18 protein-coding genes and 1 other RNA gene are annotated in these 16,235 nt (G+C 58.6%); 12 read left to right on the top strand and 7 right to left on the bottom strand.

The genetic code is table 11. The features are described 5' to 3' along the window. The first annotated feature begins 14 nt into the window (after positions 1-14). Positions 15-425 (top strand): CZB domain-containing protein, encoded by a 411-nt coding sequence (locus ACQY5R_RS10630; RefSeq protein ID WP_428608188.1) that lies wholly within the window; start codon positions 15-17, stop codon positions 423-425. Between the two features lie 62 nt (positions 426-487). On the opposite strand, the gene ACQY5R_RS10625 is transcribed toward ACQY5R_RS10630, so the two are convergent. The 3 genes from ACQY5R_RS10625 to ACQY5R_RS10615 form a co-directional block, all read right to left on the bottom strand. Next, positions 488-1,492, bottom strand: a complete 1,005-nt coding sequence (locus ACQY5R_RS10625; protein WP_428607999.1) for a serine/threonine protein kinase — start codon at positions 1,490-1,492, stop codon at positions 488-490. Continuing rightward, a complete protein-coding gene (locus ACQY5R_RS10620; protein ID WP_428607997.1) occupies positions 1,485-1,742 on the bottom strand; it encodes a glutaredoxin family protein in 258 nt (85 codons plus the stop codon). The genes ACQY5R_RS10625 and ACQY5R_RS10620 overlap by 8 nt, the downstream gene beginning before the upstream one ends. Positions 1,743-1,870: 128 nt before the next feature. Further along, positions 1,871-2,764, bottom strand: coding sequence for a phosphoribosylaminoimidazolesuccinocarboxamide synthase (locus ACQY5R_RS10615; RefSeq protein WP_428607995.1), 894 nt, complete (start codon positions 2,762-2,764; stop codon positions 1,871-1,873). Between the two features lie 171 nt (positions 2,765-2,935). Here ACQY5R_RS10615 and ACQY5R_RS10610 point away from each other — a divergent pair, with 171 nt between their 5' ends. Both ACQY5R_RS10610 and ACQY5R_RS10605 read left to right on the top strand, forming a co-directional pair. Further along, entirely contained in the window at positions 2,936-3,349 is a 414-nt protein-coding gene (locus ACQY5R_RS10610) for a hypothetical protein (protein WP_428607992.1), read from the top strand. Positions 3,350-3,588: 239 nt separating this feature from the next. Then, positions 3,589-3,987 (top strand): antitoxin Xre/MbcA/ParS toxin-binding domain-containing protein, encoded by a 399-nt coding sequence (locus ACQY5R_RS10605; protein WP_428607989.1) that lies wholly within the window; start codon positions 3,589-3,591, stop codon positions 3,985-3,987. Positions 3,988-3,990: 3 nt separating this feature from the next. Here the strand turns inward: ACQY5R_RS10605 and ACQY5R_RS10600 are convergent, their stop codons facing one another. Both ACQY5R_RS10600 and ACQY5R_RS10595 read right to left on the bottom strand, forming a co-directional pair. After that, on the bottom strand, positions 3,991-4,362 hold the full coding sequence (locus tag ACQY5R_RS10600) for a hypothetical protein (RefSeq protein WP_428607986.1): 372 nt from the start codon (positions 4,360-4,362) through the stop codon (positions 3,991-3,993). A gap of 6 nt (positions 4,363-4,368) precedes the next feature. Then, on the bottom strand, positions 4,369-5,319 hold the full coding sequence (locus tag ACQY5R_RS10595; RefSeq protein ID WP_428607983.1) for an MBL fold metallo-hydrolase: 951 nt from the start codon (positions 5,317-5,319) through the stop codon (positions 4,369-4,371). A 131-nt stretch (positions 5,320-5,450) separates the two neighbouring features. Here ACQY5R_RS10595 and ACQY5R_RS10590 point away from each other — a divergent pair, with 131 nt between their 5' ends. Then, entirely contained in the window at positions 5,451-5,660 is a 210-nt protein-coding gene (locus ACQY5R_RS10590) for a dodecin (RefSeq protein ID WP_428607980.1), read from the top strand. Positions 5,661-5,695: 35 nt separating this feature from the next. Here the strand turns inward: ACQY5R_RS10590 and argF are convergent, their stop codons facing one another. Together argF and ACQY5R_RS10580 are read right to left on the bottom strand one after the other, a co-directional pair. Then, positions 5,696-6,619 (bottom strand): ornithine carbamoyltransferase, encoded by a 924-nt coding sequence (gene argF, locus ACQY5R_RS10585; protein WP_428607977.1) that lies wholly within the window; start codon positions 6,617-6,619, stop codon positions 5,696-5,698. A gap of 29 nt (positions 6,620-6,648) precedes the next feature. Beyond that, positions 6,649-7,833 carry an aspartate aminotransferase family protein gene (locus tag ACQY5R_RS10580; RefSeq protein WP_428607975.1) on the bottom strand — a complete coding sequence of 395 codons (1,185 nt, stop codon included), beginning with the start codon at positions 7,831-7,833 and terminating at the stop codon, positions 6,649-6,651. 163 nt (positions 7,834-7,996) lie between these two features. On the opposite strand from ACQY5R_RS10580, the gene rnpB reads away from it, so the two are divergent. The 8 genes from rnpB to mraY all read left to right on the top strand — a co-directional run bounded on the left by rnpB (position 7,997) and on the right by mraY (position 16,209). Then, positions 7,997-8,360: RNase P RNA component class A (rnpB, locus tag ACQY5R_RS10575), an RNA gene on the top strand. A gap of 452 nt (positions 8,361-8,812) precedes the next feature. Beyond that, entirely contained in the window at positions 8,813-9,268 is a 456-nt protein-coding gene (gene mraZ, locus ACQY5R_RS10570) for a division/cell wall cluster transcriptional repressor MraZ (protein ID WP_428607972.1), read from the top strand. A gap of 2 nt (positions 9,269-9,270) precedes the next feature. After that, the gene (gene rsmH / locus ACQY5R_RS10565) at positions 9,271-10,206 is read left to right on the top strand and encodes a 16S rRNA (cytosine(1402)-N(4))-methyltransferase RsmH (protein ID WP_428607969.1); all 936 of its coding nucleotides are present in this window, start codon (positions 9,271-9,273) and stop codon (positions 10,204-10,206) included. After that, entirely contained in the window at positions 10,203-10,475 is a 273-nt protein-coding gene (ftsL, locus tag ACQY5R_RS10560) for a cell division protein FtsL (RefSeq protein WP_428607966.1), read from the top strand. The genes rsmH and ftsL overlap by 4 nt, the downstream gene beginning before the upstream one ends. Positions 10,476-10,477: 2 nt before the next feature. Next, on the top strand, positions 10,478-12,241 hold the full coding sequence (locus ACQY5R_RS10555; protein ID WP_428607963.1) for a peptidoglycan D,D-transpeptidase FtsI family protein: 1,764 nt from the start codon (positions 10,478-10,480) through the stop codon (positions 12,239-12,241). Then, positions 12,238-13,767 carry a UDP-N-acetylmuramoyl-L-alanyl-D-glutamate--2,6-diaminopimelate ligase gene (locus tag ACQY5R_RS10550; protein ID WP_428607961.1) on the top strand — a complete coding sequence of 510 codons (1,530 nt, stop codon included), beginning with the start codon at positions 12,238-12,240 and terminating at the stop codon, positions 13,765-13,767. The genes ACQY5R_RS10555 and ACQY5R_RS10550 overlap by 4 nt, the downstream gene beginning before the upstream one ends. Next, complete coding sequence (locus tag ACQY5R_RS10545; protein ID WP_428607959.1) at positions 13,764-15,125, top strand: UDP-N-acetylmuramoyl-tripeptide--D-alanyl-D-alanine ligase; 1,362 nt, start codon at positions 13,764-13,766, stop codon at positions 15,123-15,125. The genes ACQY5R_RS10550 and ACQY5R_RS10545 overlap by 4 nt, the downstream gene beginning before the upstream one ends. A 1-nt stretch (position 15,126) precedes the next feature. Further along, positions 15,127-16,209, top strand: a complete 1,083-nt coding sequence (gene mraY, locus ACQY5R_RS10540; protein ID WP_428607956.1) for a phospho-N-acetylmuramoyl-pentapeptide-transferase — start codon at positions 15,127-15,129, stop codon at positions 16,207-16,209. Positions 16,210-16,235: the final 26 nt, after the last annotated feature.

The raw sequence follows: 16,235 nt of genomic DNA, 5'->3' as shown, positions 1-16,235 counted from the left end.
AGGATCTGGGCAAGATGGGGGGCGGCGTCCAATCCTACTTCAATGACGTTACCCTGATGACCGATAGCGTGTTCCTCAGCTTGGCCAAGCTGGATCATGTCCTGTGGAAAGTTAACACCTACCTGTCAGTTAATATGAATGAGCCGGCATTTAACTTTGTCGATCATCACAATTGCCGTCTGGGTAAATGGTATTACGAAGGCGAAGGGAAGGAGTACTTCTCCCACTCCAACCACTATGGCCAGATCGAACAACCTCATTCGGTGGTTCATCAGGGAACCAAAGGGGTGTTTGAACTGCTGGGTGGCGAACAGCGGAATTACCCGGCACTGATGCAGGCGTTTCATGTGATGGAGGAGAGCAGCCAGAAGGTATTTGCCATGCTGGATAAGGTGGAAGAAGACGCCAAGCGGGTTGCCGGATAGCCAAGCTCTTGTTTTAAAATAGGAAACCCCGGTTAATAGACCGGGGTTTTTTCTTTGTGGTTCTAATATACCGGCAGTGGCGGTTCGTCCAGTAGCTGCAGCTGTTGCTCCAACTCTCCCACATGCGCTTGCCAATATTGATGGGTGTGGAACCAGGGGAAGGCCAGGGGAAAGGCGGGGTCCTGCCAGCGCCGCGCCAGCCAGGCGGCGTAATGGATCATACGCAGGGTGCGTAGCGGTTCGATCAACGCCACCTCGCGGCCATCCAGTTCGCGGAAGGTCTCATAGCCCTCGCGGATATAACTCAGTTGCAGCGCCATCTCCTGCCGATCGCCGGACAGCAACATCCACAGATCCTGAATCGCCGGTCCGTTGCGGCAGTCATCCATATCCACAAAGTGCGGCCCCAGTTCGGTCCAGAGGATATTGCCGGGATGGCAGTCGCCATGCAGGCGGATCACCCGGCACTCCCGGGTGGCGGAAAATGCCTCGTCGATACGCTGTTGCAGTGCATCGGTGACCCGGCGATAGCTCGACTCCAGTTCCAAGGGAATGCACCCTTCGGATAGCAGGTACTCCGCCGATGCCCGGCCCATCTGATCCGGGTCGATCGTGGGGCGGTGTTTGAATGGTTGGGCCGCACCCAACAGATGGATACGGGCGATGAAGCGGCCGATCCACTCCAGATTGTCGGGGTTTTCCAGTTCCGGCCAGCGGCCGCCGCGGCGTGGGAACAGGGCAAAACGGTAGCCTTGATAGTGAAACAGTGTCTGACCGGAAGCGTTCTGCAGCGGTGGGACCACCGGTATCTCATCCGCTACCAGCGCCAGGGTGAAATTATGCTCTTCCTGAATACTGGCATCGCTCCAGCGCTGCGGCCGATAGAATTTGGCCACCAGCGGTGGTCCCTCTTCCATGCCGATCTGGTAGACGCGGTTTTCGTAGCTGTTGAGTGCCAGCATACCGCCACTCGGTTGATAGCCAACTGATTCCAACGCACAGAGAATGGTTTCGGGGGTCAGGTCGGCGTAGGGGGTCCCGCTATCAGGCGTCTGGGTCTCAGACATCAAATCCTGCCTGACGCAACGCCCGCTGCAACTGGCGTGGTTCGAACCCCTGGATCTGCTGTTCGCCCACCGTGATCAGCGGTACGCCACGTCCACCAGCGCGCATGAAATCGAGTTGGGCGCGTCGGTTACGCTCCACATCTTGCTCGGTGAAGGGGATATGGTGCTCCTGCAGATACGCCTTGGCGCGTCGGCAATGCGCACAGTTGCGGCTGCTGTAGAGGGTGATGCGGGTGGTTCGCTTTTTCATCGTTCCTCACTCTGCCTGCCGCCAACGCCCTCTCCTACCAGGAGAGGGCTGGGGTGATCATAACAGCTTCATAGGGTGGGCAGATAAAGCGAGTGCCCACCCAATTTGACTCTTCTGCCCCGATGAAATCAGCGACCGGTCAGGATAGTCTCCGCCTCGCGGTACTTCTCGGCGGTCTTGGTGATCACTTCCTCCGGCAGAACCGGCCCCGGCGGGGTTTTGTCCCAGTCCAGGGTCTCCAGGTAGTCGCGCACGAACTGCTTGTCAAAGCTCGGTGGGCTCATGCCAGGCTGGTACTGATCAGCCGGCCAGAAGCGGGATGAATCCGGGGTCAGCACCTCGTCGATGAGATAGAGCCGGCCCTGCTCATCCAGGCCGAACTCAAACTTGGTGTCGGCGATGATGATTCCCTTTTCCAGGGCGTAATCGGCGCACTCGCTGTAGATACGCAGGCTCGCCTCCCGTACCTGGTTGGCCAGATCCTCGCCGATCAGATCGATCATCTGATCGAAGCTGATGTTCTCGTCATGATCACCCACCTCGGCCTTGGAGGAGGGGGTGAAGATCGGCTCCGGCAGTTTATCCGCCTGGCGTAGCCCTTCGGGCAACTGGATGCCGCACACCTCGCCGGTCTTCTGGTAATCCTTCCAGCCGGAACCGATGATATAACCGCGCACGATCGCCTCTACCGGCAGCGGCTTCAGCTTGCGCACCACAATGGCGCGATCGCCCAGCATGGCGCGCTGGTCCGCGTCCGGTACCACCTGCTCCAGCGGCAGATCGGAGAGGTGATTGGGCAGGATCGAAGCAGTGCGCCCGAACCAGAAATTGGCGACCCGGGTCAGCACTTCGCCCTTGCCGGGGATCGGCTGTGGCAACACCACGTCGAACGCCGACAGGCGGTCGCTGGCGACGATCAGCATGTGCCCCTCGTCGATATCAAAGATATCCCGCACCTTGCCGCGGTTCAGCAGCTTCAGGTGGGGCAGGTTGGTCTCAAACAGTGCGTCAGCTTGGCTCATAGTAGTGAAACTTGGTGACTGAAAAGGGGGAGCGATTATACCCCGATCTGACCGCTCTTTATAATCCCTTAATACATTTTGATTACAAATAATCCGACGGCTATGGGAGACTGTAGCAATATTCCAGGAAGTCAGGTTTGGGGGCCCAGGGTAGTGGAAGAAAATGCATTCATGTCGGCTTTTCGGGGAGGCTTTACCTCCACGCTACGCTGGCCTCAACTGGACGCGTTGTGGGGGCTATTGCGTGCCGACCCGGGTGCCGACTGGTTTATCTACGCCGTTGGGGAGGGGCCACCGGAGACGCCGGCGAGCGCGGAGGAGTTGGTCCGCTTTATCGATGAGATGGATCGATTCCTGCGCCGTGAGCACGAAGAGGATTACTGTGGCATCGTTTATGCCGACAATCTGCAACAACCGACCTTTATCAAGATCTACGATCCCCACAATCTGGGTGTCTCCTGCGGCTACAGTAACAATCCGCCGTTGCCGGGTTGGGTGCTGAGCAAGTTGCCGCCCTGCGATCTCCCCTCAACTCGGGTGCTACCCAATAATCGGCGTCGCTGGTGGCGGCAGCTGTTTGGGTAAGGGTTCGCACAAAAATAAGTTTCTGTATTCGGTCTCCCCTGGGCCCCTCCGGCAGCGTTACGCTTTTTGGCAAGGGAGCAGACCATTGCCTGCAAAGCATGCCTTGCCGGAGGGGCCCAGGAGTGCCCTCGGTACTACGAAATTATTCTTGCGCGAGCCCTAAGGTAAATCCATTCTAAAAGTGCTAGACTAAAAACCTAGTAAATCACTAAGAAATTAAAGTAGCGGGAGGTTGTTTCATGAATGCGGTATCCATGAATCACGCGATACACAAAACTCAAGAGACCATGGAGGTCCTGCGGGTTTGGCGACTGGGTATGGAGCAGGTCTGTTTTGTCCTCGGTCTGCCGGAGACCCGGCTGAGAAAATTGAACCGTCTGGGCCAAAGCGAGGCGTTGCCGGATGATCCGGAGATTCAGCGCCGTGCCGATTATGTGCGGCGCATTGCTCAGGCACTACACACCAGTTATCCCACCAACCCCACCATGGGCGGTCGCTGGTTGCGGCAGACCCACCGGCGTCTCGGTCAGGCGCCGTTGGCGCTGATCCTGGAGCAAGGTGAGGGTGGCTTAGAACAGGTGTTGGCGGAGTTGGATTGCACCTTCTGCTGGGAGCTGAACAGCACCCGCCCCTCCTGAGGATCAGTGGGTCGCCTGCAGTGCCGCGGCCAGGCCGATCTGCCAATCATCGACAAACTGTTCGATCGACGCCAAAAAATCCGCATCGTGATCGGTGCGGTTGATGGTGCAGTGGATGGTGACGTTTTGCGCTTCCACCGTGATGGTCCAGGCCAGGGCGTTGGGACAACCGGGCAGGGTAAAGCGAACGCCGTTTCTGATCGGTTCCCGATTGACCCGGAAGCTTCCCCACAGACAGTAGATGCGCCCTCCGTCGCCCTGCTGTTCCAGCAGGCTGTCGATCGAGCCGCAGAGCTGTGGAAGCTGTTCCAGGGTGAGCAGTTCCCGTAATTGCGCTTCATCGCTGTGGCACGCCAGTTGTCGATAGAACTCCATTCGCTGTTACCCTCGCTTTTCCCGGCGCTTGAGCCAGATGTCCAATCCCTGGGCACAGAGATCGATATCCATGCCGAGCACCGTTTCGATCTCCTGATCGTTCAACGTAGAGCCGTGCTCCCGGAGTTTTTTCTGGTAATAGCGGGTCAGATTGTCGCGAATCTGCTGTTCGCGCTGATCGCCACCGGCGTTTTGTGCGATGGCCACATAGTCATCGATCTCCTGATGCAGCGCCTTGGCGCGCAGGGCCGGCTGGTCGACCTGGCAGAAGTGGGTCAGAAACAGCTGGGTTGGATTGAGGGTGAGCAACCGGTCAAGGGATTCGTGCCACGCCTCCGGATCGAAATCGATGGGGGTGGAGGGCAGGATCATAAACGGTCCCTGCTCGGTATCCAGTTCCCGGTAGGACATGCCGAAGGTGTCGCCGGTGAACAGGCCGCGGCTCTGCTTGTCCCAGATACAGAAGTGATGACGCGCATGTCCGAGGGTGTGGATGCAGCGCAGTGTGCGTCCTTCGAGTGCTACCTCGAAGCCGTCATCGGCCTCAATAGTCCGCTCCTCCGGAACCGGCAGGATGGTGCCGTAGCGCTCCTTGAATACCTCTTCGCCATAGACGGCGATGGTGCCGGCGATGATCTTTTCCGGATGATTCATGTGTCGCGCGCCCACCGGGTGGATCACCATCTGTGCCCGCGGTAGCAGGGCCATCAGCTGTCCGGTGCCGCCGGCGTGGTCGAGATGGACATGGGTGGGGATGACATATTTAACCTGCTCGGGCTCGAGGCCACGTATGGCCAGCAGCTCCATCACCGCTGGTGCGACGTGTGAGGTACCGGTATCGATCAGGGCCGCTTCATCGCCTTGCTGGATAAGATAACAGCCATCCAGATTTGGTCGATAATAGAAGGTGTCGATGCAGAAGATGCCCTGTCCCAGGTCTTGATAGGAGAGTTTCACGGTGTCAGCTCGCGGGTTGCCTTGTCTCAGGCCGGGGACTTTGCCACGGATGGTGCAGGCGGGCAAGGTACAGTTGTCCCGGTATTTTTTGTGTTTAAGCGTTATTCAATATCAGTGGAAGGAGTTCCGGCATGAGTTCGCATATCTACAAGAAAATAGAATTGGTGGGTTCATCCAGTGAGAGTTCCGACAAGGCGGTGGAGAACGCCCTGGAGCAGGCGGCGAAAAGTATCCGCAATATGGATTGGTTTGAAGTGGTGGAAACGCGCGGTCATGTCGTGGACAACAAAGTGGCCCACTGGCAGGTGGTGATCAAGGTGGGATTCCGCCTGGAGGATTAGCCGCCTGCGGGGTCGCAAAGTGCGGCGTCAACCTGTTAACGGCAGAGCAGCATCTCCAGCAGCGCCTTTTGGGAGTGCATGCGGTTTTCCGCCTCATCCCAGACTACGCTGTCTGCACGATCGATAACCGAGGCCGTCACCTCTTCGCCGCGATGGGCCGGCAGGCAGTGCATAAACAGGGCGTCGGGTTGGGCCTGGGCCATCAATTGATCATTGACCTGGTAGTTGGCGAAGGTCACTTCACGCTGCCGCTGCTCCTCTTCCTGGCCCATGCTGGCCCAGACGTCGGTGACGACCAGGTCGGCGCCGCTGGCGGCGTCCATCGGGTTACGCACGATCTGACAGCGACCGGCTGCCGTCTGCAGAATTTCTGCATTCGGCTCATGCCCCTCCGGGCAGGCGATGTTCAGTTTGAAGTCAAACTGACGGGCGGCGTTGATGTAGGAGTGGCACATATTGTTGCCGTCACCCACCCAGGTGACGGTTTTGCCGGCGATATCACCGCGGTGTTCGAAATAGGTCTGCATATCGGCCAGCAGTTGGCAGGGGTGCAGCAGATCGGTCAGGGCGTTGATCACCGGTACCTGGGAGTGGGCGGCGAACAGCTCCACCTTGTCATGCTCGAAGGTGCGGATCATGACGCAGTCCACCATCCGGGAGATGACCCGGGCGCTGTCTTCGATCGGTTCGCCACGGCCGAGCTGGGTATCCCGGGATGACAAGAACAGGGCGTGACCGCCGAGCTGAGTAATACCGGCTTCAAATGAGATGCGTGTCCGGGTAGAGGATTTCTCAAAGATCATGCCCAGGGTCTGGTTTTTCAGCGGCTCATAGAGCTCACCGGCGCGCAGGATCCGCTTCAGTTCGCTGGCCCGCTGGACCAGTGCACGTAACTCATCCGGAGTGAGGTCCAACAGTGAGAGAAAGTGCCTGACGGGTGGGGTCGCTTGGGCTGTCATAGTCGTCTACCTTGCTTGCCTGTAACGCTTCAGTCGTCTTGCTCGCTTAAGAAATCCCGGATCAATCCCGACAGAATCTCCACCAGTTGATTCGCTTCTTTATCGCTCATGATCAGCGGTGGCAGCAGCCGGATGACGCTGTCGGCCGTGACGTTGATCAGCAGACCCTGCTCCAGGGCCGTGCCGACCAGTTCGCCACAGGGGCGATCCAACTCGATACCGATCAACAGTCCCTGTCCGCGGATCTCTTCCACGCCGGCTACATCGGCCAGCGCGTCGGCAAAATCGGCCAGCAGCTTGGCGCCCAACACCTCGGCCCGGGCCACCAGGTTGAATTTTTCCACGGTCTCCAGTACCGTCAGTCCGACCCGGCAGGCCAGCGGATTGCCACCGAAGGTGGTGCCGTGATTGCCGGGACCCAACAGGTCGACGGCCCGGCCACTGACTAGGCAAGCGCCGATCGGCATGCCGTTACCCAGCGCCTTGGCCAGGGTCATCACATCGGGCACGATCTCCTGATGCTGGTGGGAGAAAAACTTGCCGCTGCGGCCGATGCCGGTCTGAATCTCATCCAGCATCATCAACCAGTCATGTTCATGACAGATTTGGCGCACCTGTGTGAGGTAGTCATCGGCCGGAATATTGATGCCGCCTTCCCCCTGCACCGGTTCAACCAATACGGCGACCACATTCGGGCTGTTTTCCGCCACATGCTTCAGGCTCTCGATATCGCCGAAGGGAATGCGCACAAAGCCCTGTACCAACGGCTCAAAACCGGCCTGTACCTTGCGGTTGCCGGTGGCGGTCAGGGTGGCCAGGGTACGGCCGTGAAAACTTTTCTCCATCACCACGATGGCGGGGTTCTGGATACCTTTCTGGTTACCGTAAAAGCGCGCGATCTTGATCGCCGCTTCGTTGGCCTCGGCGCCGGAGTTGGCAAAGAACGCCTGTTGCATGCCGGCTAGCGCCACCAGCTTCTCCCCCAGCTGTTCCTGCAGCGGAATCTGGTAGAGATTGGAGGTATGCAGCAGCGTGCCGGCCTGATCGCAGATCGCTTTTTGGATGGCAGGATGGGCGTGACCCAGACCACATACGGCGATGCCGGAGAGGGCATCCAGATAGCGCTTGCCCTGGGTATCCCAGAGCCAAACCCCATCACCCCGATCAAAACTGACGGGGAGCCTTTTATATGTGGCCATTAAAGCATTCGACATGGTCGTTATCCTTAGATCTCCAAACCGGGCGCTGGCCTATTTTGCTTCAAACGCAAATGGCCAAGAAAACCGTCAATACTATGAGTATTGCCTACGGATGGCAAGGGATGACTGGCCAGATTAGGCTTGCATAGGGTGGGTGATGGGACTACTCTCCACGCCGGGAGTCGGCCGGATGGTCGCTGCTTTGCGAAAAGCGGAGGAAAGTCCGGGCTCCGATGGACAGGGTGCCAGGTAACGCCTGGGAGGCGTGAGCCTACGGAAAGTGCCACAGAAAATATACCGCCTCCGATCTTCGGGTTGGATGGTAAGGGTGAAATGGTGCGGTAAGAGCGCACCGCGCTGTTGGTAACAGCAGTGGCAGGGCAAACCCCACCCGGAGCAAGACCAAATAGGGGGGCAGGCAGCTTCGGTTGCCACGTGTGGTCCGCACGGTCCCCGGGTAGGTCGCTTGAGGTGCACGGCGACGTGCATCCCAGATGAATGACCATTCAAGACAGAACCCGGCTTACAGGCCGACTCCCACCCATAGTACGATGCGGCGGCAGGAGTGAGGAAGCGCCTCCTGCCGGCGCGCCTTGTAAACAACGCAAAAGCCCCCCTGTCCCATTCGATGCAGATATGCTCCCCGCTTTGATGGATCGTCCGGCCGTCTTTGGCCCTGTTACGACATGAAAGAGCGCTTGTTCGACAGGTGGTGCTTAGGTATGGACCGGGTCACGAACAAGAAAATAGGACTTAAAGTCGATATCTCTTAATGTTCTACTTTAACTCCACATTTTATCGCCCTGTTTTCTATTGCCTTGTACTTCACTTTTCTCTCTGGGTAGCGCTCCTAACTCTCTGTCTTTAAAGGAACTTTCGCCTGTTTTGGTGGGGTGATTTCCTTGACAAGGAGTAATTTGAGTACCTATTATGGGAGGAAGTGGGTAAAAGTGGATTTTTCTGGAAAAAGGAATTCCAAAAGGGGGATCGTTCATTGTTTCGGGGTGTAAACAGACTCAACCTGGATGCGAAAGGCCGTTTGGCCGTGCCGACACGCTATCGTGAGCGGCTGCAGGAGTGTTGTGCCTCGGAATTGGTGGTAACGATAGACCGGGATCACTGTCTATTGATCTATCCACTGCCGGAATGGCAGGAGATTGAACGCAAGTTGATGAAACTTCCTTCCTTTAATAAGGCGGCGCGCAATCTGCAGCGTCTGCTGGTAGGACATGCCACCGAGGTTGAAATGGATGGCCAGGGCCGTGTGTTGCTTCCGCCGGCCTTACGGGAGTTTGCCGAGCTGGAAAAACACACGGTACTGATCGGTCAGGGGAATAAGTTCGAGCTGTGGGATGAAGAGCGCTGGAATCGTCAACGTGATGGTTGGCTGGATGAGGTGAACCTGGATGACCTCGATCTGCCGGCTGATTTCGAAACGCTCTCGATATAGCTATGGCCGCCACGGACACACATCTGCCGGTGCTCTTCAACGAGGCGCTGGAGGCGCTGAATATTACACCGGACGGGATCTATGTGGACGGCACCTTCGGGCGCGGCGGTCACAGTCAGGCGATATTGCAGGCGTTGGGTGAGGCCGGGCGTCTGTTGGCGATCGATAAAGACCCCGATGCCATTGCCTGTGCGCGAAGCCTGTTTGCCGGGGATGACCGCTTCAGCATCAAGCAGGGCTCGTTTGCACGCTTGGAGCAGTTTGTCGAAGAGGCCGGTTACGCCGGGCGGGTCGGTGGCGTGTTGTTGGATCTGGGCGTCTCCTCGCCACAGCTCGACCGGGCGGAGAGGGGGTTCAGCTTTCTCAATGATGGTCCATTGGACATGCGCATGGATAACAGTTCCGGCGTCAGTGCCGCCGATTGGTTGAGAACGGTCGAGGTGGATGAGTTGGCGCACGTGTTCAAGACGTACGGGGAAGAGCGGTTTGCCAAACGTATCGCTCGTGCCCTGGTCGAGGCGCGGGCGGAGCACCTCATTGAAACGACGCGTCAATTGGCCGAAATCGTTGCCGCCGCCAACCCGGCCTGGGAGAAAGGTAAGCACCCGGCGACCCGCTGTTTTCAGGCGATTCGCATCCATATCAACCGGGAGTTGGATGATCTGAAGGATTGCCTGGATCAATCGCTGCGGGTGTTGGTTCCTGGCGGGCGCCTGGCGGTGATCAGTTTCCACTCGTTGGAGGATCGGATTGTCAAACGGTTCATGCGCGACGCCGAGCGAGGGGATCGGTTTCCTGCCGGCATTCCGGTTACCGAGCAGCAGCGCAATTCTCGCGTCGCGTTGATCGGTAAGGCGGTTAAAGCCTCCCGGCGGGAGGTGGAAGTTAATCCGCGTGCGCGGAGTGCTGTGTTGCGCGTGGCGGAGCGTAAGCCATGACACGGGGCCAGTTGATGTTGCTGCTGATATTGACCTTTGGTCTGCTGCTGACGGCGACCGGCGTGGTGTATTCAAAATACGCGTCACGAAAACAGTTTGTGACGCTGCAGATGCTGCGCGCCGAGCGCGATGCGATAGAAGTGGAGTGGGGGCGGTTGCAACTTGAGCAAAGTACCTGGGCGACCCATGCACGGGTCGAAAAGATTGCCCGTAAACGATTGAAAATGCACATCCCGGCAGCCGATGAGGTTGTGGTAGTGAAACCTTAGATATGAGTGGGAACACGCGAAACAAACGCCAGAAACAGGCCCGCCGGATTGAGCAGGCCCTGCCGAGCTATCGTGCCCGGCGTTGGACGTTGCTGACGCTGTTGTCACTGTCGGCCACGTTGCTGGTTTGGCGCGCGGTTGATCAGCAGATCTTTGAAACGGATTTTCTGCAGAACGAAGGGCAACGCCGCTATCTGCGTGTGGTGGAGATGCCGGCCCATCGCGGCATGATCAAAGACCGTTTCGGCGAACCGGTGGCGATCAGCACACCGGTGGATTCGATCTGGGCCAATCCGCGGAGTCTGTCGCCGGATCGACGGATTTTGGTGCCGGTAGCGAAAATCCTGGAGATGGATCTGAACGATTTGCGTCAGCTCTTGGCTCGGCGCAGCGACCGCTCCTTTGTCTATCTGAAGCGACGTGTGAATCCGGACCGTGCAGCCAGGCTGATGGATTATGTGTCAAAGAACGATATCTCGGGTATCGGCCTGCAGCGTGAATACCGTCGCTATTACCCGGACGGTGAAGTGTTCGCCCATGTAGTGGGCTTCACCAATATCGACGACCAGGGACAAGAGGGACTGGAACTGGCCTACGATGAGTGGCTACAGGGAACGGCCGGTCGCAAGCGGGTGATTCAGGATGGACGTGCCCGGGCGGTAAAAGATGTGGAAAATATTCTGGAGCCGGAGGCGGGCAAGGATCTGGTGATCTCTATCGATCGGCGTCTGCAGTTCCTGGCTTATCGGGAATTGAAGGGAGCGGTGCAGCGTAACAAAGCCAAGTCCGGCTCTGCGGTCATCCTGGATGCCCGGAACGGCGAAATTTTGGCGATGGTCAATCAGCCGGCCTATAACCCGAACGGCAGCAAGTCAGGCAAGGTCGGACGTTTCCGTAACCGGGCGGTAACCGATGTGTTTGAGCCGGGCTCGACGGTTAAGCCCTTTACCATTGCCGCCGCCCTGGAGTCGGGGCGTTACACGCCCGGCACCATCATCGATACGACTCCCGGTGTGTTTAAAGTTGGGCGGCACCAGGTGAGGGATCATCGCAATTATGGCCGCATTGACCTGGGCCGGGTGATTTTGAAATCCAGTAATGTGGGGGCGAGCAAGATCGCCCTGGATCTGCCCAAAGAGAAGTTCTGGGGCTTTTTTTCCCGCGTCGGCTTCGGTGATCCCACCAGTACCGGTTTCCCCGGTGAAGTCTCCGGTCAGTTGGCGCCTTATCGTCACTGGGCGGAGATCGACCAGGCGACTCTGGCGTTCGGATACGGTCTTTCAGTGACGGCTCTGCAACTGGCCCGTGCCTACGAGGTGTTGGCCAGTGATGGTTTGCGCTACCCCGTCTCCCTACTCAAGCAAGATACGCCGGTCAAAGGCGAGCGGGTCATGCGTGCGTCAACCGCCAGGGCTGTGCGCAAGATGATGGAGGCGGTGGTTTCGGAGGACGGAACCGCGCCGGCGGCGGCCGTGCCCGGCTACCGCGTTGCCGGAAAGACTGGGACCGCCAGGAAGAGTATCAGCGGTGGCTATGCCGATGACCGCTATATCTCCGTGTTTGCCGGTATTGCACCGGCCAGCCACCCTCGTCTGGTGATGGTGGTGATGATCGATGAGCCGTCGGCCGGCGAGTACTACGGCGGATCTGTGGCGGCGCCGGTGTTTTCCAGCGTGATGGCCGGCGCCCTGCGTTTGCTCAATGTCGCCCCGGACGCGTTGGATGATTCGGTGGTCAAGCTGGCCGGCGGCGGAGGTGTCCGATGACGGCCGCCGGTGTGACGACGTCCACTTGCCGGTTGCCGGCACTGTTAGCCGGTTGGCTCGAGGCTCCCGAAGTGCAGGACCGGGAGATACTCGCCATCACCCTGGACAGTCGGCAGATACGTCCGGGTTCTCTGTTCCTGGCCTGTGCCGGGATTGCCCACCACGGCCTGGAGTTTCTGCAGCAGGCGGTGGACCGGGGTGCCGCGGCGGTGCTGGGTGAACCGGATGAGAACTGGAGCTCGGAGGATATCCGGACACTGGCGGAATCGATTCCGGTACCGCTTTATCCCGTTGCGCGGTTAAGCGAACGGGTGAGTGCCATCGCCGGACGATTTTATGGCGATCCCAGTCATCATCTGGCGGTGTTCGGTATTACCGGTACCAACGGCAAAACCAGTTGCAGCCATTTTCTGGCCCAGGTTTTTAGCCCGGAGCATCTCTGTGGCGTGATCGGGACAGTCGGAAGCGGTCTGCTCGGTGCCCTGGAAACCACGAGCCACACCACCCCGGATGCCGTGACCTTGCAAGCTCAACTGCAGGATCTGCGGAATAGGGGGGCGGATATGGTCGCCATGGAGGTATCGTCGCATGCCCTGGATCAGGGGCGTGCCGCGGCGGTGCGCTTTGATGTCGCCCTGTTGACCAACCTGACCCAGGACCACCTCGACTATCACAACAATATGGCGGCCTATGGTGACGCCAAATTACGCCTGTTCACCCAGTGTGAGGTGAACTGCGCTGTACTGAATATGGATGATCCTTTCAGTGGCCAAGTTTTGGTCGCCTTGTCTGATCGGATACAGGTGGTCGGTTACAGCGCGCTACCGGATGTTTCGCTGGAGATGGATCACTGGGTCAGAGCCAGCTGTATCGTGCCGGATTGTGAAGGTATGTCGCTGGTCATCGGCAGTAGCTGGGGCGAGGGTCACCTCAGTAGCCGGCTATTGGGTCGCTTTAACGTCAGTAACCTGCTGGCGGTGCTGGCGGTCATGCTCTATCGGGGTATTTCGTTTGCTGCGGCGTTGGAGAAGTTGGCGCAGGTGGAGACGGTCGCCGGACGCATGGAGCGTTTTGGCGGTGATGAACAGCCGCTGGTGGTGGTGGATTATGCCCACACGCCGGATGCGCTGGAACATGCGTTGGTGGCGCTCCGAGAGCATGTCGGGGGGCGCCTGATCTGTCTCTTCGGCTGCGGCGGGGACCGCGACCGGGGGAAACGCCCGTTGATGGGGGCCATTGCGGAGCGTCTGGCCGACCGCGTGATCGTCACCGATGACAACCCGCGCGGGGAGTCGGGTGACCGTATCGTGGCTGAAATCGTAGCCGGCATGGATCACCCGGAACGGGCACGGGTTATAAGGGACCGGGCCGAGGCGATTGCCTTGAGTATCCGTGAGGCGGTGCCCGGTGATCTGATCCTGATTGCCGGGAAGGGGCATGAAACCTATCAGTTGGTGGGTGACCAGGTGCTCCATTTCAGCGACAGGGAACAAGTGGAACAAGCCTTGACGGAGGTGCGGGGATGATCGCCTTTACCCTCTCCGAAATGGCTCAGGCCATCGGTGCCAAACAGCTGGGCGCTGATGTGAGCTTCTCTTCCGTCAGTACGGATAGCCGGACACTGGCTGACGGGGATCTGTTTGTGGCCCTGAAGGGTCCCCATTTTGATGGCCACGGTTATCTGCATCAGGCGATTGATCGTGGTGCCGTGGCGGCCGTAGTAGATCATGAGCTGCCCCTGGCGTTGCCGCAGTTGGTGGTGGCGGACACCCGTATCGCGCTGGGTCAGATGGCGGCGGAGTGGCGGCAGAAAAGCCGGGCCAAAGTGATTGCAGTTACCGGCAGCAACGGAAAAACCACGGTCAAGGAGATGCTCGCCGCCATCCTGGCTTGCAATGGATCGGTGCTGGCCACACAAGGCAATCTGAACAACGATATCGGCGTGCCGCTGACACTGATGCGGCTGCAGGACGAAGATTTTGCCGTGATCGAGATGGGTGCCAACCATCCCGGCGAGATCGGTTACCTGAGCAAGATAACCCGACCCGACGTGGCGTTGTTGAACAATGCCTGTCGCTCCCATCTGGAAGGTTTCGGCACTTTGGAAGGGGTGGCGAAGGCGAAGAGTGAGATTGTCTCCGGGCTCTCCGAGGCGGGTTGTTTCGTCTTTAACGCCGACGACAATTTTGCTCCGTTCTGGAGCGGTGTCGCCGCAGGACGGCGTGTCTGTACCTTCGGCATACAGGCGGCGGCCGATATCAGCAGTTCCGGCCAGTTGACGCTGCAGTGGCAAGTGCAAGCTTTCAGCAGTCGTTTTGACGTGACTTTTCCCCGCGGTCAAGTATCGATCGAACTGGCGTTGGCCGGCGAACATAACCGCATGAATGCCCTGGCTGCCATCGCCGCCGCGCTGCAGGTGGGGGCGAGTGAACAGAGCCTGGTCTCCGGATTGGCGGCTATCCGTCCGGTAAAGGGACGGATGCAACCGCTATGCGGACGGCACGGTGTCTGGCTTATCGATGACAGCTATAACGCCAACCCGGATTCAGTCGGTGCCGCCATCAGCGTGCTTTCCCAGGCATCCGGTCGCCGTTACCTGGTGTTGGGTGAATTGGGCGAGTTGGGTGAAGGCACGCAGGGGTTTTACCGGGAGCTGGGCCAGCAGGCGAGAGCGGCCGGCATCGAGCATCTGTATGCCGTCGGCGGGGCGGGTGAAGCCGCCGGCCAGTTTGCCGAAGGCGGTATCGCCTTCGACAGTCGAGAGTCTTTGATAGAGGAGCTGCAGCAGGAGCTGCGCTCAGGCGACAAGGTGCTGGTGAAAGGCTCCCGTCGCGCCGGAATGGAACATGTTATCAACGCACTCGTCGACCGGGAGACAGTCTGAGATGCTCGTATATTTGGCCGATTACCTGACCCAATTCAACAGTGGTTTCAGCGTATTCCAGTATCTCACCCTGCGCGCTATTTTGGGTGTCCTCACCGCCCTGGCGATCTCGTTCATCGTGGGGCCGGTGATGATTCGCCGGCTGACCCATCACCAGATCGGCCAGACTGTGCGCAGCGACGGCCCCCAGAGTCATCTCTCCAAGGCAGGAACACCGACCATGGGCGGCACCCTGCTTTTGGTGGCCGTGGCGGTGAGTACCCTGCTGTGGGCCAATCTGGAAAACCGCTATGTATGGGTGGTGATCCTGGTAACGCTATTTTTTGGCCTGATCGGGTTTTATGACGACTACAAAAAGCTGGTGTTGAAGGATTCCCGGGGGCTCTCCGCCCGCTACAAATATCTCTGGCAATCGGTAGTGGGTGTCGGTGCGGCCTATGCGCTCTACAGCACCGCTTCATTACCGGCGGAAACCCAGCTGATCATCCCCTTTGTCAAAAGTGTGGTGATCGATATGGGTCCCTGGTTTGTCCTGCTTAGCTATTTCGTGATTGTCGGTACCAGCAATGCGGTGAATTTGACGGACGGGCTGGATGGACTGGCCATTATGCCGACCGTGCTGGTGTCCGGTGCCCTGGGGATCTTTGCCTACGCGTCGGGTCATGCCCAGATTGCCAGCTATCTGCTGATTCCCCACCTGCCGGGTGTGGGCGAGATGGTGATCTTCTGTAGTGCCCTGGTCGGGGCCGGGCTCGGCTTCCTCTGGTTCAACGCTTACCCGGCCCAGGTGTTCATGGGTGATGTGGGTGCGCTGGCGTTGGGGGCGGCACTCGGTGTGGTGGCGGTGATTGTGCGTCAGGAACTGGTGCTGTTGATCATGGGCGGGGTGTTCGTGATGGAGACGGTGTCGGTGATGCTGCAGGTGGCGTCATTCAAATTGACCGGCCGCCGCATCTTTCGTATGGCGCCCCTGCATCATCACTTCGAATTGAAGGGGTGGCCGGAGCCGCGGGTGATCGTACGTTTCTGGATCATCACGGTGATCCTGGTTTTGATCGGATTGGCAAGTTTGAAGATACGTTAATCGGACAGCAAGGCAAATTGTAAATA

Source organism: Sedimenticola sp., from assembly GCF_050289425.1.
Lineage (GTDB): Bacteria > Pseudomonadota > Gammaproteobacteria > Chromatiales > Chromatiaceae > Sedimenticola.
This window is presented reverse-complemented; position numbering and strand designations above follow the sequence as displayed.